The organism is Aeromonas sp. sif2433, assembly GCF_019218705.1.
Taxonomy (GTDB): domain Bacteria; phylum Pseudomonadota; class Gammaproteobacteria; order Enterobacterales; family Aeromonadaceae; genus Aeromonas; species Aeromonas encheleia.
This window is the reverse complement of the sequence record NZ_JAHUXD010000001.1, coordinates 613,195-637,780: the sequence shown is the minus strand read 5'-3', so window position 1 is coordinate 637,780 and position 24,586 is coordinate 613,195. Positions and strand designations below refer to the sequence as shown.

General features: G+C 61.8%; 22 protein-coding genes. 13 read left to right on the top strand and 9 right to left on the bottom strand.

The genetic code is table 11. From position 1 onward, the window contains the following. The first annotated feature begins 84 nt into the window (after positions 1-84). The 4 genes from KW825_RS02765 (at position 85) to yciA (ending at position 4,784) form a co-directional block, all read left to right on the top strand. Positions 85-2,001, top strand: coding sequence for a transglycosylase SLT domain-containing protein (locus tag KW825_RS02765; RefSeq protein WP_218328126.1), 1,917 nt, complete (start codon positions 85-87; stop codon positions 1,999-2,001). 179 nt (positions 2,002-2,180) lie between these two features. Next, positions 2,181-3,179 carry a LacI family DNA-binding transcriptional regulator gene (locus KW825_RS02760; RefSeq protein WP_218328125.1) on the top strand — a complete coding sequence of 333 codons (999 nt, stop codon included), beginning with the start codon at positions 2,181-2,183 and terminating at the stop codon, positions 3,177-3,179. A gap of 247 nt (positions 3,180-3,426) precedes the next feature. Beyond that, positions 3,427-4,242, top strand: a complete 816-nt coding sequence (locus KW825_RS02755; protein ID WP_218328124.1) for an NAD-dependent epimerase/dehydratase family protein — start codon at positions 3,427-3,429, stop codon at positions 4,240-4,242. Positions 4,243-4,385: 143 nt separating this feature from the next. Next, on the top strand, positions 4,386-4,784 hold the full coding sequence (gene yciA, locus KW825_RS02750; protein WP_197720916.1) for an acyl-CoA thioester hydrolase YciA: 399 nt from the start codon (positions 4,386-4,388) through the stop codon (positions 4,782-4,784). A 6-nt stretch (positions 4,785-4,790) separates the two neighbouring features. On the opposite strand, the gene KW825_RS02745 is transcribed toward yciA, so the two are convergent. Then, on the bottom strand, positions 4,791-5,015 hold the full coding sequence (locus KW825_RS02745; protein WP_042651387.1) for a hypothetical protein: 225 nt from the start codon (positions 5,013-5,015) through the stop codon (positions 4,791-4,793). Positions 5,016-5,126: 111 nt separating this feature from the next. Here KW825_RS02745 and KW825_RS02740 point away from each other — a divergent pair, with 111 nt between their 5' ends. Further along, entirely contained in the window at positions 5,127-5,972 is an 846-nt protein-coding gene (locus KW825_RS02740; RefSeq protein ID WP_042651388.1) for an endonuclease/exonuclease/phosphatase family protein, read from the top strand. A 75-nt stretch (positions 5,973-6,047) separates the two neighbouring features. Here the strand turns inward: KW825_RS02740 and KW825_RS02735 are convergent, their stop codons facing one another. Together KW825_RS02735 and gloB are read right to left on the bottom strand one after the other, a co-directional pair. Then, entirely contained in the window at positions 6,048-7,595 is a 1,548-nt protein-coding gene (locus KW825_RS02735) for a LysM peptidoglycan-binding domain-containing protein (RefSeq protein WP_042651389.1), read from the bottom strand. A gap of 70 nt (positions 7,596-7,665) precedes the next feature. Beyond that, positions 7,666-8,430, bottom strand: a complete 765-nt coding sequence (gloB, locus tag KW825_RS02730) for a hydroxyacylglutathione hydrolase (protein WP_218328123.1) — start codon at positions 8,428-8,430, stop codon at positions 7,666-7,668. An 81-nt stretch (positions 8,431-8,511) separates the two neighbouring features. Between gloB and KW825_RS02725 the strand changes: the two genes are divergently transcribed. Continuing rightward, entirely contained in the window at positions 8,512-9,234 is a 723-nt protein-coding gene (locus KW825_RS02725) for a class I SAM-dependent methyltransferase (RefSeq protein ID WP_218328122.1), read from the top strand. Positions 9,235-9,294: 60 nt separating this feature from the next. On the opposite strand, the gene rnhA is transcribed toward KW825_RS02725, so the two are convergent. Next, entirely contained in the window at positions 9,295-9,759 is a 465-nt protein-coding gene (rnhA, locus tag KW825_RS02720) for a ribonuclease HI (protein ID WP_218328121.1), read from the bottom strand. A 75-nt stretch (positions 9,760-9,834) separates the two neighbouring features. On the opposite strand from rnhA, the gene dnaQ reads away from it, so the two are divergent. Continuing rightward, positions 9,835-10,569, top strand: a complete 735-nt coding sequence (gene dnaQ, locus KW825_RS02715) for a DNA polymerase III subunit epsilon (protein WP_218328120.1) — start codon at positions 9,835-9,837, stop codon at positions 10,567-10,569. Beyond that, positions 10,566-11,822 carry a TIGR03503 family protein gene (locus KW825_RS02710; RefSeq protein ID WP_218328167.1) on the top strand — a complete coding sequence of 419 codons (1,257 nt, stop codon included), beginning with the start codon at positions 10,566-10,568 and terminating at the stop codon, positions 11,820-11,822. Before dnaQ ends, KW825_RS02710 begins: the two co-directional genes overlap by 4 nt. Before the next feature lie 71 nt (positions 11,823-11,893). On the opposite strand, the gene KW825_RS02705 is transcribed toward KW825_RS02710, so the two are convergent. Further along, positions 11,894-13,414, bottom strand: coding sequence for an HD domain-containing phosphohydrolase (locus KW825_RS02705; protein ID WP_218328119.1), 1,521 nt, complete (start codon positions 13,412-13,414; stop codon positions 11,894-11,896). Between the two features lie 176 nt (positions 13,415-13,590). Further along, complete coding sequence (gene fadE / locus KW825_RS02700; protein ID WP_218328118.1) at positions 13,591-16,047, bottom strand: acyl-CoA dehydrogenase FadE; 2,457 nt, start codon at positions 16,045-16,047, stop codon at positions 13,591-13,593. A gap of 258 nt (positions 16,048-16,305) precedes the next feature. Here fadE and lpcA point away from each other — a divergent pair, with 258 nt between their 5' ends. The 3 genes from lpcA to KW825_RS02685 all read left to right on the top strand — a co-directional run bounded on the left by lpcA (position 16,306) and on the right by KW825_RS02685 (position 18,560). Then, entirely contained in the window at positions 16,306-16,884 is a 579-nt protein-coding gene (gene lpcA, locus KW825_RS02695) for a D-sedoheptulose 7-phosphate isomerase (protein ID WP_042651397.1), read from the top strand. A 249-nt stretch (positions 16,885-17,133) separates the two neighbouring features. Beyond that, a complete protein-coding gene (locus KW825_RS02690) occupies positions 17,134-17,916 on the top strand; it encodes a class II glutamine amidotransferase (protein ID WP_218290165.1) in 783 nt (260 codons plus the stop codon). Positions 17,917-18,224: 308 nt separating this feature from the next. Continuing rightward, positions 18,225-18,560, top strand: a complete 336-nt coding sequence (locus tag KW825_RS02685) for an Hpt domain-containing protein (protein ID WP_042651399.1) — start codon at positions 18,225-18,227, stop codon at positions 18,558-18,560. Positions 18,561-18,568: 8 nt separating this feature from the next. On the opposite strand, the gene yvcK is transcribed toward KW825_RS02685, so the two are convergent. Continuing rightward, positions 18,569-19,492, bottom strand: coding sequence for a uridine diphosphate-N-acetylglucosamine-binding protein YvcK (gene yvcK, locus KW825_RS02680; RefSeq protein ID WP_218328117.1), 924 nt, complete (start codon positions 19,490-19,492; stop codon positions 18,569-18,571). Between the two features lie 111 nt (positions 19,493-19,603). Here yvcK and KW825_RS02675 point away from each other — a divergent pair, with 111 nt between their 5' ends. Together KW825_RS02675 and KW825_RS02670 are read left to right on the top strand one after the other, a co-directional pair. Then, the gene (locus KW825_RS02675) at positions 19,604-20,788 is read left to right on the top strand and encodes an FIST signal transduction protein (protein ID WP_218328116.1); all 1,185 of its coding nucleotides are present in this window, start codon (positions 19,604-19,606) and stop codon (positions 20,786-20,788) included. Positions 20,789-20,806: 18 nt separating this feature from the next. Beyond that, positions 20,807-22,903, top strand: a complete 2,097-nt coding sequence (locus KW825_RS02670) for an ATP-binding protein (protein ID WP_218328115.1) — start codon at positions 20,807-20,809, stop codon at positions 22,901-22,903. Between the two features lie 229 nt (positions 22,904-23,132). On the opposite strand, the gene KW825_RS02665 is transcribed toward KW825_RS02670, so the two are convergent. Then, positions 23,133-23,708 (bottom strand): LON peptidase substrate-binding domain-containing protein, encoded by a 576-nt coding sequence (locus tag KW825_RS02665; RefSeq protein ID WP_218290174.1) that lies wholly within the window; start codon positions 23,706-23,708, stop codon positions 23,133-23,135. A 314-nt stretch (positions 23,709-24,022) separates the two neighbouring features. Continuing rightward, positions 24,023-24,448 (bottom strand): globin domain-containing protein, encoded by a 426-nt coding sequence (locus KW825_RS02660; RefSeq protein ID WP_042651403.1) that lies wholly within the window; start codon positions 24,446-24,448, stop codon positions 24,023-24,025. Between the last annotated feature and the right edge of the window lie 138 nt (positions 24,449-24,586).

Below are 24,586 nucleotides of genomic sequence, written 5' to 3'. Positions count from 1 at the left end.
CCCCCATATTTAACGGGTAGAATGAGTGTCATGTCACCACCGCCAACGGGCGGTGGTTGTGCCTCTCAAGGGAGAACGCTATTCGTGAAAGCCGTCTGGGGAATCGTCTTATCGGCGCTGTGGGTGCCAGGACTTGTGGCACCCGTCTGGGCGCAAACCATGGAGCAATCCCTCTATCGTGAGGGCTATGATGCGGTGCGGGCCGATGATCAGGTCCGCTTCCAGCAAATTCGCGCGCGGCTGGCCCACTACCCGCTGCTGCCCTATCTGGATTACTACCAGCTGGCCTTCCGGCCCGGGGCGGCCAACTATGGTGACGTGACCCGCTTCATCCGCCAGCACGGGGATACCCCGCAGTCCAACCGGCTGGAGCGCGGCTACCTCACCTATCTGGCCCAGAGCCAGCAGTGGTCCCAGTTCCTGCGTTTCTACCCGGCCAAGCCGAGCTCCACCGATCTGCTCTGCCAGCACTATCAGGCGCGCTACTACACCGGGCAGAAGACACAGGCGCTGAATGAGGCCGGCAAACTCTGGCTGAGCGGCCAGTCCAGGCCCGATGCCTGCGATCCCCTGTTCCAGCTCTGGCAACAGGCGGGCCTGCGCACCCAGGATAAGATCTGGCAGCGCATGAAGCTGGCGTTCGAGGCACAGAATCCGGATCTCATCCGCCACCTCGGTGCCCAGCTGAGCGGTAACCTGAAACCCTATGGGGATCAGATGATCGCCCTGTATGAGCAGCCCGCCAAGGCGATGAACCCGGCCTATTTCACGACGGCGCCGTCGTCCAGGCACCTGCTGTCGCTGGGGCTGGCCCGCTACGCCAATCAGGATCCCGAGGCGGTCTTGCGCCAGCTGGGGGAGATGAAGCGCCGCTTTGGCCTGAGCCAGGCCGAGGTCTTGCCCATCGAACGCGCCGCCGTGCGCCGCCTGCTGCTGGACCGCTCCCTGGTCCAGCGCAACTGGCTGGATGCGACCCTGGTGCGGATGAAGGATGCGGAGCTGCTGGAGCTGAGGTCGCGACTCGCCGTCTGGGAGCAGGACTGGCGTGGGCTATCCGGTTGGGTCAAGCGGATGCCCATCGCCCTGCAGAAAGAGGATCGCTGGCGCTACTGGCTGGCCCGCGCCCTGGAGGTGCAGGGTCAGCAGAAACCGGCGCGGGATCTCTATCTGGAAACCGCCAATCTGCGCGGCTTCTACGGCTTCATGGCGGCGCAGCGCACCGGCGTGCCCTATCGCATGAAGAACCAGAGCTCGGCCCAGAAGGTGCCGGACTGGCGCACGGCGAGCAGCCGCTGGCCCTTCCTGCTGCGGGTGCGAGAGTTGCTGGCCATGAACGAGGTCACGGCGGCGCGCTCGGAGTGGATCCACAACATGGATCGCAACCCGGTCGCCCAGCGCATCGAGTTTGGTCACATCGCCCTCAATCAGGGCTGGCATGAACTGGCGATCCTGTCCAGCATCCGGGCCGAGGCCTGGGACGCGCTCGACCTGCGCTTCCCCCTGCCGCTCAAGCGCACCTTCTCCCAGATGGCGCAGGAGCGGAGCATGAACACCAGCCTGCTCTACGCCATCTCCCGCCAGGAGAGCGCCCTCTATCCGCTGGCGCAGTCGCCGGTTGGGGCACGGGGCCTGATGCAGCTGATGCCGGCCACCGCCAAGGAGACCGCCGCCAAGCTGGGGGTACCCTATCGCAACGAGCAGCAGCTGTTCGATCCGGCCATGAACATCCGGCTCGGCAGCGCCTACCTCAAGCGCCTGCTGGATGTCTATGACGGCAACCGGATCCTGGCCGCGGCGGCCTATAACGCGGGCCCCGGCCGGGTCAAGCGCTGGCGCGATCAGAGTACCAACAAGCCGATGGATGTCTGGGTGGAGAGCATCCCTTACCGGGAGACGCGCAACTATGTCCAGAACGTGCTCTCCTTCGATCTCATCTACCAGCAAAAGCTGCAGCAGCCGCTGCGTTTCATGTCGGAACGTGAGCTGAACCACGCCTATTGAGACGGGAGACAGCCGCCGCGGCGGCTGTCTCCCTTTCTTGCCTCAAAATGGTTATCATCCCTTAAGATTTTGTTACAAAAGGAAACCTGCCAGGTGATCGGGCGCCGCGTATTGGTCTGGCTGGTTCTATATAATACCCCGATCAACACAGACAGGCTTCCCCAACAAAGGAATTGAGAGTGGCAACGATCAAAGACGTATCTCAGCTGGCCAATGTGTCCATCTCGACGGTGTCGAGAGTCATCAACAACACGGCGCAGGTGGCCCCGGAGAAGCGTGAAGCCGTGCTGGCGGCCATGAAGGAGCTGAGTTTTCGTCCCAACAGCTTTGCCCAGGCGCTGGTCAGCAAACGTTCCAACTGCATCGGCGTGCTGGTGGGTGACCTCTGTGGGGGTCCTTTCTTCGCCCAGATGATGCGCGGCATCGAGAGCATGGTCGACAAGGCGAACAAGTTCACCATCGTGGTCTCCGGCAACCACGACGCGGCCCGCGAGCGCCACGCCATCCAGGCGTTGTTGCAGCGTCAGTGCGACGCCCTGATCCTGCACAGCAAGGCGCTGCCCGACGAGGAGCTGAGCGAGCTGGCGGCCGGCACCACCCCCATCGTCTTCATCAACCGCCAGGTGCCGGGCAGCGAGGAGCGCTGCGTCTGGTTGGACAATCAGGCCGGCATCACTACCGCCTGCCAGCATCTGCTGGATGCGGGTCACCGCAAGATCGCCTTCATCACCTCGGATGACGAGGAGTTCGTCGATGGTCAGCAACGGATGGCCGGTTATCGCTTCGCCCTGCAACGGGCCGGCATCGCGCTGGATCCTGCCCTCATCGGTCGCGCCTTCGCCGACGAGAAGGGGGGCTATGTGGCCATGGGCGAGCTGCTGGAGCGGGGTGTCGAGTTCAGCGCCGTGCTGGGCTTCAACGACGCCATGGTGGCGGGCGCCATCTCCTGCCTGCTGGAGCGGGGCTACAAGATACCGCAACAGGTGTCGGTGGTGGGCTTCGACGACATCCCTTACGCCCGTTACATCTACCCCAAGCTCACTACTGTGCGCTATCCCATCGAGGAGATGGGGGAGCGGGCGGCCGAGCTGGCCTTGCGGCTGCTGGATCGCAAGCCGGTCGACGGCCTGGCACTCAAGTTCGAGGCTGAACTGGTGCGTCGCGAGTCCGTGGCCTGAGCAATAAATTGGTCCTGAATGGATCAATTCTCGCGGTCAGGATTGAAAGCGTTTTCAGAAATCCTTTTCAACTGTGATCCGCTTCAAAGCTTTTTGCCTGCGCTGCCACTACGATAGGCCCCACGAATTAGGAGCGTGCGCTCCCGATTTTCCCGCTGTGGGAGGTAACTGGTTGATCCAGCTATTTCCTTCGTTACTTTCGACGGTCATCATTGGATGGCCGTTTTTTTTTGTCAGGATATAACCAATGCGAGACGCGAACATGAGCCAGATCGGGATCCTGGGGGCTGGCTGGCTGGGACTGCCGCTGGCGAAGGCGTTGCAGGCTGAGGGCAAGCGGGTCCTGGTGACCGTCAGTTCGGCCGAGAAGGCGGAGCGGCTGAGCGCGGAGGGGGGGGTGGCGTTGCCGCTATTGATCAGCCCCCAGCTGGCGGCGCCCTTGCCGTTCGCCTGCGACGCGCTGGTGGTCTGCGTGCCACCGAGCAAGACCGAGGATTACCCGGCAGCTGTGGCACGGTTGTGTCAGCTGGCCAAGGCGGCGGGCACACGGAAGGTGCTGCTGATCAGCGCGACCTCGGTGTGGGCGCCGGGGCAGGGGGAAGAAGATCAGCCCTGCCCGGCCCATGCCAGGGGGGAGCGGATGCTGGCCGCCGAGCAGGCGGTGCTGGGCGCCGGCTTTGCCTGCGCCATGGTGCTGCGCCCGGCCGGGCTCTATGGCCCGGAGCGTCATCCCGGCCATTTCCTCGCCGGCAAGACGGTGACTGGCTGCGGCCAGGCGGTGAATCTGGTGCACCTGGATGACGTGGTGGCGGCCTGCCAGCTGATGCTGGACCAGGGACAGGACGGGGATGCCTACAACCTGAGCGCCCCCGTGCACCCGCGCCGGGAGCAGCTCTATCCCTTCGCGAGCCGGCTGCTCGGCCTGGCGCCCCCGCAGTTTATCGAGCCCGCCGGCGTTTTTGCGCCGATCGAGGGGCAACGCATCTGCCAGCGGCTCGGTTTCGTCTACCGCTGGCCCGATCCGGCGCACTGGTTTGCCGAGCAGGCCGCCCAGGATCGCTGAGCCGGAATAGGGCTCAATGTCGTCTGTTGTGTCGGTGACGGGCCGCGTCCAGCCCTGTATTCGCCGGGGCTGGCGGGCAATTGAGGTTTGCCAAGGCCGGGATCGCCCCCTATCATGCCGCATCCATGATAGAGAGAGCGGTAATGATGGTAGATACAAAGCGTCACCCCGATGGGGAACTGTTGCTGAGAACTCTGGCGATGCCAGCCGATACCAACCCCAATGGCGACATCTTCGGGGGATGGATCATGTCCCAGATGGATATAGGTGGGGGCATCATGGCCAAGGAGTTGGCAAAAGGACGTATTTGTACCGTTTCCGTCGAGGGGATGACTTTCCACAGCCCGGTCAAGGTCGGGGACGTGGTGTGTTGCTACGGTCGCTGCCTGAAGGTGGGTCGCAGCTCCATGCGGCTCAAGCTGGAGGTGTGGGTCAAGCCGGTGCTGCGGGAAAATGAAGCCCAGCGCTACTGTGTGACCGAGGGGGTCTTTACCTACGTCGCCATCGACGATCAGGGCAGATCCCGTCCCGTTCCTGTCTGATCCGGCTCAGATAAGCCGGGCGTTGATGATGGATATTTCCTGCTCAAGCCCGGTTTTTTGCCGTATCATGCGTTCCAGCATCTCTTCCGATCCCACGCAGTGCTGGGTGTCAAACAGGCAGAGATCGCACTGGGGATCCCGTCTGATCTGATAGACGGTGGAAAGCTCCACTTGATGACAATTTCCTTGTTGATCATAAAATGTCACGCGGTACTGGTGCTGTCTCGCCATTGCGGGATCCCTCATGGATGAGTCGGGCCGGACACGAATAATGAGACTAGTCGGCGTCCATGACATTTGTGATGGTCATGGCGCATTGCAGAGGCAGGTGGTTGTTAGCCAATGAAAAATAGTTATCGTATTCTGGGTACTTCCCTGCTGACGCTGGGGCTGGTTGGCTGTTTCGAGGTACCGGATCAGGATCATCTGGTCACGGCGGCGGGCATAGTACCCGGCATCAGCTGCCAGCAGCCACCGCTGGTGGCGCTGGCCTCCACCGCCTTGCCCCGCGAGTTTGGCCTCACCGTCTGGAATCTCTACAAGGGTCAGCGCAAGAACTGGCGTGAAGGGCTGGACGAGTATGCCAAGTCCCAGGATCTGGTGTTGCTGCAGGAGTCTGCGACCCGGCCCGAGATGCTGGATTGGCTGAGGAGCGGCGACTTCCAGTGGCAGCAGTTGCAAGCCTTCACCCAGGGTGGGGTCTCCTTCGGCGTCATGACGGTGGCCAAGACGCCACAGGCCTTTGTCTGCGGCGTGCGCTCACCCGAGCCTCTGCTGCGTATTCCCAAGTCCGGTCTGGTGAGCCTGTACCCTTTGCAGGGCGATCCTGACGGTGTGCTGGTGGTCAACCTGCATGCGGTCAACTTCGAGCTGGGCATGGCCACCTTCCGCGAGCAGCTCAACGATCTAACCGCGTTGATCCATCGTCACCAGGGCCCGGTCATTCTGGCGGGGGATTTCAACACCTGGAGCGACAAGCGTGCGTTCTGGCTGAACAAGCTGGTGGGAGAGCTCGGCCTGCAGGAAGCCATCCCGGTACCGGATCTGCGGCGCACCGCCTTCGGCCGCCCGCTGGACCACCTCTACTACCGCAATCTGGATCTGGTCGAGGTGAACTCACCCGCCACCGATGCCTCGGATCACAATCCCATAGTGGCGCGTTTCGCGGCCCAGGCCATCAGCCCCTGAGCGATGTGGCCCGCTGAACAGCCAAAAAAAATACCCCGCACCAGGCGGGGTATTTTTTTAGTCGGTCATCAACCATCAGCTGTTGTTCTTCACGAACAGGGTCAGCTCCTGGCCCGGCTTGAGGTAGTCGCTCTTGCCGAGTTGATTCCAGCGCATCACGTCGTTGACGGCGACCTGGAAGCGGGCGGCGATGGAGGAGAGGGAATCCCCGCGTCGCACCTGATAGACCATGGACTTGTTGCTGCCCTTGCCCTGCTTGGGCCAGACCACCAGCTTCATGCCCGGCTTCAGCGCCGACTTGGCATTCAGCCCGTTCCACTTGGCCAGCTCGTCGTGAGCTACCCCGTGCGCCTGGCTGATGCTCCAGAGATTATCACCGGAACGCACCTTGTACTGGATCTTGCTGCCACTGCGGCTGGCCAGCTGCTGCGGCTTGCTCTGGCTGGCCTGAGCCGCCATCGGCTTGCCACCATGGGGGATCATCAGGGTCTGGCCACGGCGCAGGCTGTTGCTGCGCAGGTTATTGGCCAGCTTGAGCTGCTGCACGCTCACCCCGTGGTTCTGGGCGATACGGGAGAGGGTATCGCCGCTGGTGACCTGATAGGAGCCGGCGCCGCGGGTGCGCTCACGCTTGGGCAGGTCGGCCAGGGCCAGCTCCAGGGTATCGGCATACTCGACCGGTACCAGCAGCTGATAGGGTCCCTGTGGCGAGGTCATGCCGCGCTTGAGGGCCGGATTGACCTCCTTGAGCTGGGAGGCGGAAATGCCTGCCAGCTGCGCCGCCACGTTCAGATCGATCTGGCCACCGGTGTTGATGGTGCGCAGCTGCGGCCTGTTGGCTAGCACCGGCAGGGTGACATTGTATTTGTCCGCGTTACGGATCATATCAGCCATGGCCAGGATCTTGGGCACGTACATCCGGGTTTCCCGGGGCAGGTCCAGCGACCAGTAATCGGTCGGTCGACCGGCCTTCTGGTTGCGGATGATGGCGTTGCGTACTCGGCCTTCACCGGCATTGTAGGCGGCCAGCGTCTGCAGCCAGTCACCGTCGAAGAAACGGTTCAGGTATTCCAGGTAGTCCAGCGCGGCATTGGTGGATGCCAGCACGTCGCGACGGCCGTCATACCAGTTGTCGTGACGCAGACCGAAGTTTTTGCCGGTGGCAGGCACAAACTGCCAAAGACCGACCGCATTGCTGCGGGAACGGGCATTGGGATCGAACATGCTCTCGATCATGGGGATGGTAATAAGCTCCATTGGCAGCTCACGCCGTTCGATTTCCTCTACCATCAGATACAGGTAGGGCTCAGCCCGGCTGGCAATGGTCGCCATATGCTTATCATTACGCAGTAACCAATCACGCTGCTGGCGGACACGGGCGTTCTCATGCGAGTCAAGCTGCATATCATCGCTGATACGCACCCACAGGTTATCCGTGTCATCCAGTTCTTCAATCTGTTCATCGCCGAACAGGAAGCGCGCTGAATGTTTTTTGTATGTTTTCTTGCTGACTTGGGGGGATTTGATCGGCTCGATTGCCGTTACCGCCCGGTCATCCTGATGGCTCAGGTTTTGACAGCCGCTGAGAAACAGCGCTGCCAATAAGGCCGTTCGTAGCTTCATCTCGCTCAGGTCATCTTTAGGAAAAACAGCACGCATCATAAGGGGCAATGGCCCCCTGATCAAGGTTTGTTCAAAAAACGTCCTTCCAGCCCCGCAGCACGGCGAAGGTATCCTCTGGATTTTCCAAGCATTTAAGGGCGTATTTCTCAGCAGAAAATCTCACGGAATCCTGCTCGCAGCGCAGAAATACGTTGAAATGCCGCTCATCCCCCAGCCGGGAAGGGAGACTCGGCAGGCCCTGCTGGCGCAGCTTGCTGATCAGGCCGATCCGGCGCTGGATCGCCTGGTTGTCGGGCTCGACCGCGTGGGCGAAACGCAGGTTGGAGAGGGTATATTCATGGGCGCAATAGAGGAGGGTGTCATCGGGCAGGGCCGCGAGCCGTTGCAGGGAGTCGTGCATCTGGGCGGGGATGCCTTCGAACAGGCGGCCACAGCCGGCGGAGAAGAGGGTATCGCCACAAAACAGCATGCCCTGACCGTGGTAGGCGATGTGGCCAAGGGTGTGGCCGGGCACATGGATGACATCCAGGCTCAGGCCGTGCCAGTTGATCCTATCCCCGTCCTCGAGCCACTGGCCGTGATGGGCCGGCATGGGATCGTGCTTCGGACCATAGAGGCTGGCGCGGGGGAAGTGACGGAGCAGCTCGCCGACGCCGCCGACATGGTCCTTATGATGGTGAGTCAGCAGTATGGCATCGAGCTCAAGCCCGAGCGCCTCGAGCCGCTCCAGTACCGGGGCAGCCTCGCCAGGATCCACTGCCAGGCAGTGATTCTCGTGTCGGATCAACCAGATGTAGTTGTCGCTAAAGGCAGGAACTGTGATGACGGTATACATGGCTCGGCTTCTCTTTGTGTTCTCTTTGTGGAAGGGATCTTATATAACAGGATGGCATTCGAACCTCGGATTGGTCCCATTATGCAGCTGGCACGTACTGAACAACAGATCGAGATCCCGACCAGCTGGTCGGCGCTGCCCATGGGGGACTGGGTGGCCGCCGAGCTGCAGGAGCGGCTCGATAACTGGTGCCCGCACCTGTTTGGCTATCATCTGCTGAAGATTGGCGCCCTGAGCGCCGAGCTCTCCTGCGGCGGCTCCTCCATCCGCCACCAGATTGGGGTCGCCCCCGGCGGGCGGCTGCTGGATATGAAGGGGGATCCGCTCGCCTTGCCGGTACGCACCGGCAGCGTGGACGCCTGCCTGCTCGCCCACTGCCTCGATTTCTCGCCGGATCCGCACCAGGTGCTGCGTGAAGCCGAACGGGTGCTGACCGATGATGGCTGGCTCATCGTCAGCGGTTACAACCCCACCAGCCTGGTGGGACTCGGTCACTATCTGCCGTTTATGCGACAACAGCTGCCCTGGTCGGCGCGGATGTTCACCCCGACGCGGGTGACCGACTGGTTGCAACTGCTGGGCTGCGAGGTGATGTTTGACGAGCGCTTCGGTTTTTCCTTCATGGGAAGGCAGAGCCGGATCGGCTGGTGGCGGGAGAGTCTGGGGCGGGACTATTGCCGGCCCCTGGCCTCTGTCTATGTGATCGCCGCCCGCAAGCGGCGTTTTCCGCTGATCCCGGTGCGCCGACGCTGGCGCCTGCCTGAGTCGATGGCGGCGCCGGGCATGGCGCGTCAGGGTTGGTAGCTTACATTCTCGCGTGATGCACAAGCGGGCCAGTCTCGCGACTGGCCCGGGGAGGAGCTATCAGGGCTGATAGCCCACGTCTTCGGCGAGTTGCTTGCCGCTGGCGGCATCGCGGGCCAGTTCGTCACAGCGCTCGTTCTCCGGGTGGCCGGAGTGACCCTTGACCCAGAGCCATTCGATCTGGTGGCGCGCGACTTCCGCATCCAACTCCTTCCAGAGATCGACGTTCTTGACCGGCTGACGGTTGGCGGTCATCCAGCCTTTCTTCTTCCAGCCGATGATCCACTGGGTGATCCCCTGGCGCACATACTGGCTGTCGGTGGTGAGGCGTACCTGGCAGGAGGCGTTGAGCGTACGCAGCCCCATGATGGCGGCCATCAGCTCCATCCGGTTGTTGGTGGTCAGGCGAAAGCCGCCGGCAATCTCCTTGCGGTGCTGGCCATAGACCATGACGGCACCGTAACCACCCGGGCCCGGATTACCGAGGCAGGAGCCATCCGTGTATAAATCAATCTGTTTCAACATGAGCAATCAATCTGTTTTAACATGAGGCTTGGGGTAAACTAGCGAGTAAAACCGAAGTTTGACATAGATTGGATCATGAACACACCCCAACTGAATCGCCAGATCATTCTGGATACTGAAACCACAGGTATGAACACGGCAGGCGGTCCCGTCTACCTCGGCCATCGCATCATCGAGATCGGCTGTGTGGAGGTGATCAACCGCAAGCTGACGGGCAATCATTTCCACGTCTATATCAAGCCGGATCGGTTGGTGGACCCCGAGGCCATCCAGGTACACGGCATCACGGATGCCTTCCTGGTCGACAAGCCTTCCTTTAGCCAGATAGCCGACGACTTCATCGAGTTCATCCGTGGCGCCGAGCTCATCGCCCACAATGCGCCCTTCGACGTGGGCTTCATGGACTATGAGTTCAGCAAGCTCGGCCTCAGCTTCAAGACGGCGGACATCTGCAGCATCACCGATACCCTGGCGATGGCGCGGGATCTCTTCCCCGGCAAGCGCAACAACCTGGACATCTTGTGCGATCGCTACGGCATCGACAACTCCCACCGCACCCTGCACGGGGCCTTGCTGGATGCGGAGATCCTGGCGGACGTCTACCTGCTGATGACGGGTGGCCAGACCAAGCTCAACCTGGCCAATGAAAGCAGCGAGAATGACAGGAGCCAGGACACCGGCATCCGCCGGCTGGAGAGCAACCGCTCGCCGCTCAAGGTGGTGCGCGCCAATGACGAGGTACTCGCGGCCCACGAGGCGCGGCTCGATTTGGTGCAGAAGAAAGGAGGCGCCTGCCTGTGGCGGCAATGAGGACCCTCTGGGGTGGCCTGTTGCTGGCCTCGCTCTCACTCCCGGTCATGGCCAATGAGGTGTTTGCCCCTTCCGATATTCCCCTGCTCGACAATCGCTTTCGCATCGATTACGGAGTGAAAGAGATCACCTTCATCGTCAAGCGCAAGCCAGGGATGCCCTCGGTGATCCTGGTGCGGCCCGATGGCAGCAAGCTCTATGTCGGCAAGGTCACGCCGCCCGAGGTGGGCTGGCTGGCGTTGCAGGATCAGGATCTCATCACGGTGCGCGACCCCATGCCGGGCCCCTGGCAGGCCATAGGAGCGGTCGATCCCGAGAACCGGGTACGCCTGCTGTCCGATGTCCGGCTCGAGAGCGAGCCGCTGCCGACCCAGCTCTATCAGGGTGAACGCATCAAGCTTCAGTCCCGGCTGCTGATCGATGGCGCTGCCCCCGGGGCGGGGTACTACCTCTCCGATCTGGGCATGACGGTGAGGCTGCAGCAGTTCAACAATGCCGAGCAGAGCGGAGAGCCCATGCTCGAGGAGACGCTCGGTCACTACCTCGACGATGGCAAGGGGCTCGATGAGGTGCCGGGTGACGGCATCATGACCGCAGAGGCGGTGCTGGACGTGCCCGCTGGCAAGTACCGCGCACTCTACAGCACCGGCAATCAGGTCTTCTCCCGCGCCCAGTCACAGCAGGTGCTGATCTACCCCTGGCCGGTGAGTTACAGCCTGGCGCCCCCCTCCGGCGAGATGGGGGCCAGGCTCTCGTTCGTCATCGACGCCGACGAGCTGGATCCGGCCTCGGTGCTGATCCAGGGCAAGGTCGCCGACAGCACTGGGGTCAGCATGCCGTTCAATGCCGTGGCGAGCGAGCCCGGGCTAAGCATCGATCTCGTGGCGCTCAAGGCGGTGGGGCAGTACAAGGTCGAGGCGACCCTGTTTGGTACGACCCGATTGGGGCGTGAAGTCCGGCTGCAACTGCCGATCAAGGCGTTCAACATCCTGCCGCCTGTGTTGACGCCGCCCCCCTCTGCGGCGCCCGCGACTGCGGTGCCGGCTCAGACCCGGTTTGAGGAGCAGGAGAGTCGCGGCTGGTTGCCCTGGGCGCTGGGTGCTGGTGGGGGGCTGCTGCTCCTGCTGGGGGCGGGGGGCTTCATCTTGCGACAGAAGCGCCAGACCCTGCACAAGGCGATGGCGGCGCAGCAGGCGCAGAGCGAAAGTGCGGTGGCTGGGCTCAAACTGGATCTCAATTTGCCGGAACAGTAACCCGGCCCTGGCCGTGAAAAAGCCGCCCCATGGGGCGGCTTTTTTTATGATGAGGATGCCTCGCTGGCCGCTCAATGCGCCCCTATGTAGATATCCTTGTGCTGATCGCGAATGTCGAGAAACCTGTCCAGGTTGGCCAGCATCAGATCCACCAGCTGGGGGTCGAAGTGCTGGCCTCGTTCCGCTTCGATCAGCGCCATCACCCGATCCAGCGGCCAGGCCTGCTTGTAGCAGCGATCCGAGCCCAGCGCATCGAATACGTCGGCCAGTGCCACGACGCGCCCCTCCAGCGGGATCTGGTCGCCCCGAAGCCCACGGGGATAGCCGCTGCCATTCCACTTCTCATGGTGATTGCCGGCGATGGTCGCGCCTATCTGGAACAGCGCCAGATCGCTGCCGGACAGCATGTCCTGCCCCAATTGCGCGTGGGTCTTCATGATCTCCCACTCCTCCGGGGTGAGCTTGCCCGGCTTGTGCAGTATGGCATCCGGGATCCCCACCTTGCCGATGTCGTGCAGGGGGGAGGCGCGCTTGATGAGCTCGCACCGCTCTTCGTTCATGCCGAGCAACTGGCAGAACAGCTCGGTATAGAGTGCCACCCGCTTGACGTGCAGGCCGGACTCCTTGGAACGGGTCTCCACCAGCTCGCCGATGCGATAGATGATCTCGCGCTGGTTGTCACCTATCACCTCGTTGAGCCGGATGTTCTCCAGCGCCACTATGATGTTTTCGGTGAACAGGCTCAGCAGGCCGGTATCCATCTGGTTGAGCGGGCGGGTGGTCTCGATGTGGAACAGCAGGTGGTGGCGGGCATTCTGGCAGTAGAGCACCAGCTGGTTGCCGTCGTAGACGTTGGCTCCCCTGGTCATGGCCTGGCGCAAGATGTCGGGCGCCTCGCTCAGCAGGAGCGAGGGCTCGTCGGCCAGCAGCGGCTCCAGTATCTGATCCCGCACCTCGTAGGCCAGGTGCTTCACATCGTAGATCTGGGACTCTTCCAGGTTGAGCAGGGCGCTGAGCTGGGTCTGCGCCCCCTCGACAAACTGGCGCAGGGCCCGCTGCTCGAAGATCCCCTTGGAAGCTTCGATGACCTTCTCCAGCCCCTGCCGATTGCTCTCCAGGGTACGAATGTCGCGGTAGGAGCGCAGGCTGGCGCGCAGCAGGGTGCGCAGCTTCTGGGAGGTGAGCTCGGTCTTGTCCTTGTAATCGTTGATGTCGTAGTTGGTGACAACATCGTCTTCCGGGGCCTGACCGGGCTGGCCGGTGCGCAGCACGATGCGCACCATCTTGTTTTGCAGTTCGTCACGCACGAACTTCACCACCTCGAGACCGGCGTGATCCGCTTCCATCACCACATCGAGCAGCAGCAGGGCGACATCCGGGGTCGCGGCGAGCATCGCCTTGGCTTCGGCGGCCGAATAGGCGTGCAGAAAATCGATCGGCTTGTTATCGAATTCAAACTTGCTCAGGGTGATCTTGGTGATGCGATGCACTTCGGGCTCATCGTCCACGATCATCACCTTCCAACCGGCTGGGCGCGGTGTGGGCAGGGGGAGGTCGTCGTCATCGTCAATTATCAGGATTTGATCATCCATTATGCAATCCTGTGTGTGATCCTGTGCTTACCTTAACCGCTTCATTAAAGATAGGAAACGTATAGATAACCAAAATATGATCCCGCATACGTCTCTCTTTCGCCTCCGCTGAGGTTGCCGATATCGGCATGAAAAACGCCTCCACAAGGGAGGCGTTTGGGCATTTATCCGCGGGCTCAGGCCGCTCTGTGATAGGCCGATGGTTCGAACAGTGCCTTGTTGGCGACCAGGTCGATGGGGTCAAAGTCATCGACGTTGATGGTGCGCAGGCGACTCTGCTCGGCTCGGCGCAGCAGGTCGGCCTCGGCCGGGTTGATGACCCCCAGCGCCAGCCCCTCGTCGGCGACCCTGTCCAACTGCGTGAAGGGGCGCTTGCGACCGTCTGCCTTGCAGATCTTCTCGAACAGCGGCTCGGCGGCCAGCACGTCATCGAGAGCCTGTTCCAGCAGGCCGAAGGGGTTGCCCTCCTCGCGGGTGAGGTACTGCCCCTCGGCCAGACGGTCGCGGGTGGCGCTCGGTGTCTGCAGCAGACGGGCGACCTGCTGGTCCAGCTTGTCGCTCGGGCGTTTCAGGTCGCGACCCAGCGGCAGCACTATGACCCGCAGGGCCAGCCCGATCCAGCGGTTCGGGAAGTTGCGCAGCAGTTCATCGATCGCTTCCTGTGCCTTGAACATCGCATCCTGCAGCGCCCAGTGCAGCAGCGGCAGATCCGCCTGCTGACGGCCCTCGTCCTGGAAGCGCTTGAGGGCGCTGGAGGCGAGATAGAGCTGGCTCAGCACATCGCCGAGGCGCGCGGAGACCCGCTCCTTGCGCTTGAGCTCGCCACCCAGGGTGCCCATCGCCATGTCGGACAGGAAGGCCAGGTTGGCGGAGAGGCGGGTCAACTGCTGATAGTAGCCCTTGGTCTGATCCTTGAACGGCGACGCGGCGAAGCGGGCACCGGTCAGGCCCAGCCAGAAGCTGCGCACCAGGTTGCTGATGGCGAAACCGACGTGGCTGAACATCGCCTTGTCGAACGCCTTGAGCGCCTGCTCCTGATCCGGGTGGCTGGCGGCCAGCATCTCCGGTAACACATAAGGGTGGCAGCGAATGGCGCCCTGACCGTAGATGATCATGCTGCGGGTCAGGATGTTGGCCCCCTCGACGGTGACGGCGATGGGGGCGCCCTGGTAGCCACGGGCCAGGTAGTTGTTCGGGCCCATGCAGATCGCCTTGCCGCCGTGGATGTCCATGGCATCTATGATGCTCTTCTGGGCGCGGTCGGTGAGGTGATACTTGACGATGGCGGAGATGACCGAGGGTTTCTCCCCCAGATCGATGCCGGTCACGGTCAGCTTGGCCGCCGCACCCATGATGTAGGCGTTGCCGCCGAGGCGCGCCAGCGGCTCTTCGATGCCTTCCATCTTGCCGATCGGCAGCTTGAACTGGCGGCGGATGCGGCTGTAGGCACCGCTCGCCAGGGCCAGCATCTTGACGCCGCCGGTGCTGTTGGAGGGCAGGGTGATGCCGCGGCCGACCGAGAGGCACTCGACCAGCATACGCCAGCCCTGGCCCGCCATGGCGGGGCCACCGATGATGAAGTCGAGCGGCACGAACACCTCCTCGCCGCGAGTCGGGCCGTTCTGGAACGGCACGTTGAGCGGGAAGTGACGGCGGCCGATCTCGACACCCTTGATGTGGGTCGGGATCAGGGCGCAGGTGATTCCCAGCTCCTCTTCCTCACCGAGCAGATGGTCCGGGTCGCGCAGCTTGAACGCCAGCCCCAGCACGGTGGCAATCGGTGCCAGAGTGATGTAGCGCTTGTTCCAGGTCAGGCGCATGCCGAGCACCTCTTCCCCTTCCCATTCCCCCTTGCAGATGATGCCGAAGTCAGGGATGGAGCCCGCATCCGAACCCGCTTCCGGGCTGGTCAGGGCGAAGCAGGGGATCTCCTTGCCGATGGCGAGGCGGGGCAGGTAATGGTCTTTCTGCTCCTCGGTGCCATAGTGCTGCAGCAGCTCACCCGGCCCTAAGGAGTTGGGTACGCCGACGGTGGAGGCGAGCACGGCACTGGCGCCGCACAGTTTCTGCAGCACGCAGGATTGGGCATAGGCGGAGAATTCCAGCCCGCCGTATTTCTTCTTGATGATCATGGCGAAGAACTTGTGGTCCTTCAGATACTGCCACACCTCGGGGGAGAGATCGGCGCGCTCATGGGTCACTTCCCAGTCGTTGACCATGCGGCACACGTCTTCGACCGGGCCGTCCATGAAGGCCTGCTCCTCAATGGAGAGGGTCGCGACCGGGATGGCGTGCAACTTCTTCCAGTTCGGGTTGCCGGCAAAGAGATCGGCTTCCCACCAGGTGGTGCCCGCCTCTATGGCCTCTTTCTCGGTGCGCGACATCTCCGGCATGATGGATTTGTAGAGCTTGAACAGCGGCCTGGTCAGTTGATTACGGCGAAACTCCACCAGGTTCAACGGGATGGCAACCAGGGCGAACAGAGCCCACACCAGCAGGGGAACCTGGCCATAGAAGGTGCCGATGACCAGGGCGACTGCCGTGGCAAGCGTAGAGGTGAGCAGAGACGCCCGGCGATAAGCCATGGCGCCGATCACCAGGATCACTCCGAGCAGAGTGAGGGTCGTCGTCATTGTTTGCTCCTTGCATGAGTTGCCGAAGTTGGGTGCTAAGTGAATGAACTGATCCAGAGGTCTGACCTGTTGGATGTGGCCTCTGTTGTAATTCATGTGCACAAAATTATCAAGATGTTTACAACTCGGTTACCTCCCGGCCGTGAGCGAGCTAATGCAACCCGTTTCCCCCCTGCTGGCCCGGGGGGCGACGGCGGGATTGGCTTGTGCGACAATGCGGAACCCTATGTTGGACGATACAAAGAGACACCAGACGCCATGTACCAAGAACTTATCCGCAATGAATTGACCGAAGCTGCCAGCGTGCTCCAGGCATTCCTGGCCGATGAGCAGAACCTGAAGAGCATAGAGGCGGCCGCCCGCCTGCTGGCCGACTCCTTCAAGCAGGAAGGCAAGGTGCTCTCCTGTGGTAACGGTGGCTCTCACTGCGACGCCATGCATTTTGCCGAGGAGCTGACCGGTCGTTATCGGGAGAACCGTCCCGGTTACGCCGGCATCGCCATCTCGGATCCGAGCCACCTCTCCTGCGTCTCCAATGACTTTGGCTACGACTATGTGTTCTCCCGCTACGTGGAAGCGGTCGGTCGTCGTGGCGACGTGCTGCTCGGCATCTCCACCAGCGGCAACTCCGGCAACATTCTCAAGGCCATCGAGGCCGCGCATGCCAAGGGCATGAAGGTGATCGCGCTGACCGGCAAGGACGGTGGCAAGATGGCCGGCCTGGCCGACGTCGAGATCCGGGTGCCCCATTTCGGTTATGCCGACCGCATTCAGGAAGTGCACATCAAGGTAATCCACATCCTGATCCAGCTGGTCGAGAAAGAGATGGCCAAGTAACCAGCCGCTCAGCGAGACGATCCGCCTTATGCTGATCCAGCTGGTTGAAAAAGAGATGGTCAAGTAACCAGCTGCTCAGTGAGGTGATCCGCCTTATGCTGATCCAGTTGGTTGAAAAAGAGATGGCCGAGTAATCGGCGTCTGTCGGAGGGGACGCGGTGCGGTCATGCCGACCGCCTCTGTCGCGCCCCCTCCGGCGAGAGCCGCTGATTGAAGAGAGGCTCAAGTCATTCAGGGAGTGGACTGGATATGTGCGAACTGCTCGGCATGAGTGCCAATGTGCCGACCGACATCTGCTTCAGTTTTACCGGGCTGATGCTGCGCGGTGGCAAGACAGGCCCCCACAAGGATGGCTGGGGGATCACCTTCTATGAGGGGCGCGGTTTTCGCACCTTCAAGGATCCCGAGCCCAGCGCCCAGTCACCCATCGCCAAGCTGGTGCAGGCGCTGCCCATCAAGAGCCGCGCCGTGGTCAGCCATATCCGGCAGGCCAATCGTGGCTGCGTGTCGCTGGAGAATACCCACCCATTCACCCGGGAGCTGTGGGGCCGTTACTGGACCTTCGCCCATAACGGGCAACTGACAGGCTACAAGCGGCTGTCGACCGGGCGTCACCGCCCGGTCGGGGACACCGACAGCGAGCACGCCTTCTGCTGGCTGCTCGCGCAGCTGGAGCAGAAGTATCCCAAGCGTCCGGCCAACTTCCCCGCCATGTTCCGCTATCTGGCGAGCCGGTGTGATGAGTTGCGCGGATTGGGGGTGTTCAACATGTTGCTGTCGGATGGGGAGTTCGTGATGACCTATTGCAGCAACAACCTCTACTGGCTCACCCGCCGGGCGCCTTTTGGCGAGGCCCGTTTGCTGGATGAGGACGTGGCCATCGATTTCCAGAGTGAGACGACGCCGAACGACGTGGTGACCCTTATCGCGACGAGGCCGCTGACCGGCAATGAACACTGGGTGAAGATGGTGCCGGGGGAGTTTTGCCTGTTCCGGCTGGGGGAACTGGCGCACGGCAATTCACCCGAGTGAGAGATAAAAAAATACCAGGGTAGAATCCTACCCTGGTTCTTCGCAGCAGCCATACAGGCAAAAGGGATAAGAGAGGTGTTGCTGAGCCGCATCATTCTCATGACTCGCATTGTTATTTAAATGTTAATTTGGTGGCAACATTTATGTTGCTCCCTGGTATTCCTGCTTTTCGATAACTTGAACCGGCTCACATTATGGCGTTATCGAGACCGCTCACCGGGCTGGTCTGCGATCCTATGCCGGATGACAGCCGGCGCGATCATCATCTATATTGTGGTCTGTTTGAATACCATCAAAGGGAAGCGAAGATGGAGTGGCTGGATCAGAAGGTGCTACGGCAGCTGGCAGAGGACATTGGTCACGAGATGATGCCCGTCGTCATCTCGGTGTTTGTCGAGGAGGTGGGCGAGCAGCTTGCTCGGCTCAGGCCGCTGTACGAGCAGCGGGACTGGCCCGCACTGGCCCGGGTGGCCCATAGCATGAAGTCTTCCTGTGGCAGTTATGGTGCCGAGCCCAGCTACCGGCAGGTGATGGCGCTGGAGCTTGCCTGCCGCCGGGAAGATGCAGAAGAGGCTGGCCAACTGCTGGCGCAGCTGGAGCACTCCCTGCCACAAGTCTTCTCCCATCTGGCCCGCTATCACTGATCTCGGGCTCAGCCCGCCTTGTGATGCCTGATGTGCCTGCCTTGGATAACCTCATCCAGCGCCTGCCGAAGCTTGAGACGATCGTGACGATGGGGCAGGGCGGCCTCACCCAGCTCGGCCTGGATGAGGCAATCCGCCAGCTCGGGGACACTGAGGCCCTCGGGCGCCAGTATGGCATCGACCCGGCCTTGACCTATCCGCTCTTCCAGCCAGCGATGTTGCTCGGGCAGTGCCAGCTGGCCGGCCGGCCCGTTTTCGGCGACCAGGTTGCAGACGAAGACGACGATGGCCTGGCTATCCCGAATGGCGCCAGCCACCTCGTCCAGCAGCAGGGGGGGCATGACGGAGGTGAGGAAGCTGCCTGGCCCCAGGATGATCATGTCGGCCTGGGTCAGGGCCTGCACGGCCTCGCGGGTGGCCGGCACGGTCGGACTCAGGCTCAGGGCCCGCGGCGGGGTGGCGAGCTGATCGATGGAGACTTCCCCCAGGATCTGGTCACCGCAGACGGTGTGGGCGCAGAGATCGGTGGGTAGCTCGGACATGGGCAGTAACTGGGGTTCTATCTTCAGCATGTCGCTGATGAGCCGGATGGCATCCAGGGGACGGACACAGAGGTTGTCGAGCGCCAGCAGCATCAGATTGCCGAGGTTGTGTCCCGCCAGTTCCCCTCGACCATTGAAGCGGTATTCGAACAACTGGCTGCCGATGCCGGGATCGGTTACCAGCTGATTGAGGCAGTTGCGCAAGTCCCCCCAGGCGATGCACTCCTGGCTCTTGCGCAAGCGTCCGGTGGAGCCGCCGTCATCCGTGGTGGTGACGATCCCGGTCAGCCGTTGCCCTAAAAACGAGAGGGAAGAGAGCACCCGGCCCATGCCGTGGCCACCGCCGATGGCGACGACCCGATCAAAGTTACTGATATTTTTTTGCCACATGCAGCCATCCTGTGGGTGGGTCTGTGAGAACCATTCTAGCCAATATGGCCAGCTAATCATTTGATAAGGGTATGATTTTTGCTTACCACCTGCATCGCATACCACTAGGAGATGGCGTTGAACTTCCTGACGGCTCACTCTCTTGCAGAGACGACCCTGCTGGCCGCCCAACATATAGCCGAGCGGCTGCTCGCTCAATCAGCTCATTCCCCATCGTTGTTGCTGGTCTATTTTACCCAAGCTCACGATGCTGCGGTACTGCGCCATGCGCTTAAAATCCGCTTCCCGGATTGTCGTCTCATCGGTTGCAGCTCCTGCGGCGGGATCATGACCCAGGCCGGCCACCATGCCCGGCATGGCTGGGGCCTGGCGGTCGCCGCCCTCTATGACGACAAGGGGGCCTACGGCGTGGCCGGTCAGGCCGGGGATGAGCTGGATGCGCGCCAGCTGCTGCGCGGCGCCATCGCCGATGGCGGACGCCCCGGCGAGCTGCCGCAACTCATCTTGCTGCACACCAGCCCCGGGCTGGAAGAGGTCATGCTGGCGGGGATCGAGGCGGAGTTCGGCACGACGGTTCCCGTCGTGGGGGGCTCGGCGGCGGATGATGGGGTCACCGGCGAATGGCAGCTGTGCTGGGACGAGGGCGAGAGCCGGCAAGGCGCTGTGCTGGCGGTGCTCTACCCCGATTGCCAGCTGGCCTTCCAGTTTCACTCCGGCTACGTGCCCACCGAACAGCATGGCACCATCACCGCCCTGGATGGGCGCGAGGTGCTGACCATAGATCATGAGCCGGCGGCCCGGGTGTATGCCCGCTGGACGGAGCGCGAGACCCCCTGGCAGGTGGGCCCCATCCTGAGGGAGACCACCCTCTCTCCGCTGGCCCGCCAGGTCGGGACCCTGGACGACATGCCTTATTACAAGCTCTCTCATCCCGAGGCGGTGACCCCGAGAGAAGGGTTGCGGCTGTTTACCGAGACCCGGCTGGGGGAGCGCCTGCAGCTGATGTACAGCAGTGAGGAAGGCCTGTTGCAGCGCAGCCTGAATGCGGTGCGGATCGAGCCCGAATATGGCATGGCGGGCAGCCTGCAGCCCTTCGGCGCCCTGGTGGTGTTCTGTGCCGGCTGCCGACTGGTGTTGGGGGAGAGCCTGAACGATGTCGTCGACCAGTTCCGCAGCCAGCTGGGGGAGATCCCCTTCATCACCCCTTTTACCTTCGGTGAGCAGGGGCGTTTGCCCCATGGTGAGCTGGCCCATGGCAACCTCATGGTATCGAGCGTAATCTTCCTTGATAGCTGACACAGTGCTGGACACAAGATGATAGGCAATACCGAACTCGAAGCTCTGGGTGACAAGCTGCAGACCACACTGGTGGAGCTGGTGCGTTGCCGGGAGCGGGAGGCCAAATACCGCCAGGAGTCGCAGGCCTTGCTGTGCGGGGTGGCGACGCTGGCCGATGCCCAGAGCCTGGAGCAGGTGCTGGACAGCCTCATCCAGACGCTCAAGCCCTTCATCGGCTTCGAGCATGCGGATGTGGTGGCCTGGGGCGGGGCGAGCGGCACCACTCATCTCAGCACCCAGCCCGAGGAGACGGGCCGCCCCTGGCCACTGACCCCGCTCTTCTCCCGCGCCATCGCGGGGGAAACCCTGGTCATCTATGATCCGTCCCAGCTGCCTGAGCTGGCACCCCTGGCGGGGGCGGCGGGCTGGGCCAGCGTCATGATGACGGGGCTGCAGGCCCCCGGTTTTTCCGGGGTGCTCATCTGCCGTCATGGCGCCGTGGGCACCTTCGATCTCAAGAGCAAGGCGGCGATGCAGCGGTGCCGTCCCCTCATCTCCCAGGCGCTGGTCAACATTGCCTATAGAGCTCGCCTGCAGGAGCAGGTCGAGCTCAAGACCCTGGCCCTGCAGGCCAGCGAGCAGCGTTTTCGCAGCTTTGCCGCCATGGCGTCCGACTGGTTCTGGGAGACGGATCCCGAGCATAGGCTCAGTTATGTGTCGGCCCCCGGTTACCGCAGAGAGCTGATCGCCCGCCAGGTTGGCCGCAGCCTCTATGATTTTGCCCATGACCCCCAGGATCCCGAGTGGTGCAAGTACCGACGGTTGATCGCGCTGCAACTGCCGGTGCGGGCGATGCGCACCCAGGTGGTGCTGGCCAGAGGGCCTCGCTGGATGGAGCTCAACGCCGAGCCCTGCTTCGATGCCGACGGTGTCTTTATCGGTTATCGGGGCACGGCGCGGGAGATCGACAACCAGATCCGCCGGGAGCAGGAGCTGGCGCGGGCACGGGACGAGGCGGAGACGGCCAACCGGGCCAAGTCACAGTTCCTGGCCATGATGACTCACGAGATCCGCTCCCCCATGAATGCGGTGCTGGGGATGCTGGATCTGTTGCAATACGGGCGGCTCGAGGCCCAGCAACAGGCCCTGCTCGGCCATGCCACCCACTCGGCGCATCTGCTGCAGACCATCATCGATGATGTGCTCGACTTCTCGAAGATCGAATCTCACACCCTGGCGCTGCATGCTGAGCCGCTGCAACCCACCCGCCTGTGTCAGGCGCTGGTGGAGCCGCTGCAGGCGCAAGCCAGCGCCAAGGGCATCCGCTTGCATTGGCAACTGGATGCATCGGTGCCGGACTGGTTGCAGGGGGACTCGGTCCGTCTGTCCCAGGTGATCGGCAACCTGCTCGGCAATGCGGTGAAGTTTACCGCCACCGGCAGCGTGCAGCTGGCGCTGGGGTGGCAGGATGAGCGACTGAGGGTGTCGGTGACCGATACCGGGATCGGTATCTCCGCCGAGGATCAGGGGTTGTTGTTCGAGCCATTTTTTCAGGTCGACAGCTCGGCCACCCGCCGTTTCTCCGGCTCCGGGCTCGGGCTTGCCATCAGCCGGAGGCTGGTGCAGCTGATGGGCGGCGAGATCTGCCTGCAGAGTACGCCCGGTCAGGGCAGCCGTTTCTGGTTCGAGTTGCCCGGCATGGCGGCCCCTTGCATCGACCCGGGTCAGCCCGTCACCGATGCGCTCGCCATGCTGGATCTGGATGTGCTGGTGGTGGAGGACAGCCCGGTCAATCAGCTGGTGGTGTCGCTCATGCTGCAGAAATTGGTGTGCAGGGTGCGGCTGGCGGCCAATGGCCTGGAGGCGCTGGCGCAGGTCAACGAGCGGCGGCCCGATCTTATCCTGATGGATATGCGGATGCCGCATATGGATGGGCTGGAGGCGACCCGCCGCTTGCGTGAAATGGGGTGCGGGATCCCGATAGTGGCGCTGACGGCCAATGCCATGACGGAGGACAGGGCGCGCTGTCTGGCTCAGGGGATGAACGATTTCCTGGCCAAACCCATCAGCCTGGCCCGGCTGCGCAGCTGCTTGCAGCGGCATTGCGGGGCTGTAAACCCGGGATCCAGATAAAAAAAATGGTCAACCTGGTGGTTGACCAATTCTTCAGCAAATACTGAAGAGAGCACGGGATAAATCGGGTTGTACAGGCACTTATGAAAAATTCGTGCCAACTTTTAATGACCTGTTTTTGCGGCTTGCAGCTGAGTAATCTGTTATTCCTCGCTGCCGGCTCGTCGCAAAATGCGAATTATGTGTTTTCATTGTAAGAATATTCGCATTTTGCAAAGCTACTTTTGACTCACTGTGCGATCAGTCGGCGCAAGAACTGGCGCGCCGCTTCACTGTTTTGTTTGGCAATCAACATCTGTTTTTCATAGATCGGCATGGGCAGGATCTCGAGCCAGCGTTGGCAGAGCCAGGCCGCATCGTCGAACTGCTTGTCCGGGTAGAGCTCATCCAGTTCCGGATATTGTTCAAACACCTCCCTCAATCTGCTCACCAGCGGTGTGTCGCTGAAATCGGAGTGGGCACTCGGCCAGTTGGGCAGGGTTTCTACCTTGGCGTGGCGCAAGCCGGTTTCGTCCGTCTCCATTTCATGAATGGAGAAGCGTTCGAGACCGAGCACTGTGACCCCGAGCAAGCCATCGTTAAGGGTGTAGAAATCAGTCACCTTGACGCGGGTACCGACCGGCAGTATGCGTCCGCAGCTGCCCGTGCTGGTCGTCTCTTCCATGACGATGCCAAAGCCCCGATCATCGATGAACGACTCCTTGAGCATCTGCAGGTGGCGTGGCTCAAACAGGCGCAGGGGGAGTTTCCCGCCCGGCAGTATGTGTGAGGGCAAGGGGAACAGTGCCAAGGGTTGAAGTTTCATGTTCCATCCTCCGATAAGTCGCATCTGCATATGACAATGCAGTGACCGTGCCAGAGGGTGGAAAAATCGGTTTATTGGGGCCGTTGAAGGAAGAACTATTTTAATAGTCGAGGAAAATCATGTGGTTATGGGGAGGGAAAAATGCAGCTTTGGTCCGATGCAGCCTTGGACGCAAGTGACTCACAAGGGTTTCGAACATGCCCCATCTGCAGAATGGGGTCTCGTTTGCATATTGCAAATGACTCCCCTGCAAAATGCGCCTCTGCCATCCACCTTCAGCGGTAGCTGCTGTCTGGCATGATGGCAGATGTGGGCTAGGCGGTTGACTCGGCGTGCTGGTTCAAGCCTTCCAGCATCAGGGCCGCGATCTCGTCATACATCTGTGACCAGGCCTCGGCCAGCTCGGGCTTGAAGTTTGCGCCCAAGCGCCGCGCCAGCACTGTCGTCAGCGCCTGCTTCAACAGTGCGAACTGGTGTGGTTCCACCTTGAACTTGCGGTGTCTGCGACCGAGATCCCTGATGATGAAACCCAAGGCATCCAGCTGCTCCAGGCTGGTGATCACCGTGTTCAGGGTCTCCGACACCTTGGCGACCGGCATGCCCGCAGGATCGGGAAAGAGGTTGATCAATTCCGGCGACAGTCGGAACAGCTCCTCATACACCTCCTGCACATAGGTGTGATTCAACGCGGTTACCTTGCCCCATGCTCTCTGCACCAACTCGATCTGTTCGGGAGTCATGCCGTCCATCCTTCCTGTGTGGTCGCCTGAAGATAATAATGCACTTGCTCAATAAGGCGCAGAGGGGAAATAAATCATTTCATGGGCCCGGCCGATCGGGACTGTGTGGCGGGGACGGGTCGACACCTGGTCAGCAAA

Excerpts from the sequence above, each read along its gene's own strand:
- KW825_RS02675 (WP_218328116.1), top strand. The coding sequence starts at position 19,604 with ATGGCGTTGAACTTCCTGACGGCTCACTCTCTTGCAGAGACGACCCTG.
- KW825_RS02665 (WP_218290174.1), bottom strand. The coding sequence starts at position 23,708 with ATGAAACTTCAACCCTTGGCACTGTTCCCCTTGCCCTCACACATACTG.
- KW825_RS02690 (WP_218290165.1), top strand. The coding sequence starts at position 17,134 with ATGTGCGAACTGCTCGGCATGAGTGCCAATGTGCCGACCGACATCTGC.
- KW825_RS02755 (WP_218328124.1), top strand. The coding sequence starts at position 3,427 with ATGCGAGACGCGAACATGAGCCAGATCGGGATCCTGGGGGCTGGCTGG.
- KW825_RS02660 (WP_042651403.1), bottom strand. The coding sequence starts at position 24,448 with ATGACTCCCGAACAGATCGAGTTGGTGCAGAGAGCATGGGGCAAGGTA.
- KW825_RS02745 (WP_042651387.1), bottom strand. The coding sequence starts at position 5,015 with ATGGCGAGACAGCACCAGTACCGCGTGACATTTTATGATCAACAAGGA.
- KW825_RS02685 (WP_042651399.1), top strand. The coding sequence starts at position 18,225 with ATGGAGTGGCTGGATCAGAAGGTGCTACGGCAGCTGGCAGAGGACATT.
- KW825_RS02725 (WP_218328122.1), top strand. The coding sequence starts at position 8,512 with ATGCAGCTGGCACGTACTGAACAACAGATCGAGATCCCGACCAGCTGG.
- lpcA (WP_042651397.1), top strand. The coding sequence starts at position 16,306 with ATGTACCAAGAACTTATCCGCAATGAATTGACCGAAGCTGCCAGCGTG.
- yciA (WP_197720916.1), top strand. The coding sequence starts at position 4,386 with ATGATGGTAGATACAAAGCGTCACCCCGATGGGGAACTGTTGCTGAGA.
- KW825_RS02740 (WP_042651388.1), top strand. The coding sequence starts at position 5,127 with ATGAAAAATAGTTATCGTATTCTGGGTACTTCCCTGCTGACGCTGGGG.
- rnhA (WP_218328121.1), bottom strand. The coding sequence starts at position 9,759 with ATGTTGAAACAGATTGATTTATACACGGATGGCTCCTGCCTCGGTAAT.
- KW825_RS02710 (WP_218328167.1), top strand. The coding sequence starts at position 10,566 with ATGAGGACCCTCTGGGGTGGCCTGTTGCTGGCCTCGCTCTCACTCCCG.
- KW825_RS02670 (WP_218328115.1), top strand. The coding sequence starts at position 20,807 with ATGATAGGCAATACCGAACTCGAAGCTCTGGGTGACAAGCTGCAGACC.
- fadE (WP_218328118.1), bottom strand. The coding sequence starts at position 16,047 with ATGACGACGACCCTCACTCTGCTCGGAGTGATCCTGGTGATCGGCGCC.
- KW825_RS02735 (WP_042651389.1), bottom strand. The coding sequence starts at position 7,595 with ATGAAGCTACGAACGGCCTTATTGGCAGCGCTGTTTCTCAGCGGCTGT.
- KW825_RS02705 (WP_218328119.1), bottom strand. The coding sequence starts at position 13,414 with ATGGATGATCAAATCCTGATAATTGACGATGACGACGACCTCCCCCTG.
- dnaQ (WP_218328120.1), top strand. The coding sequence starts at position 9,835 with ATGAACACACCCCAACTGAATCGCCAGATCATTCTGGATACTGAAACC.
- gloB (WP_218328123.1), bottom strand. The coding sequence starts at position 8,430 with ATGTATACCGTCATCACAGTTCCTGCCTTTAGCGACAACTACATCTGG.
- yvcK (WP_218328117.1), bottom strand. The coding sequence starts at position 19,492 with ATGTGGCAAAAAAATATCAGTAACTTTGATCGGGTCGTCGCCATCGGC.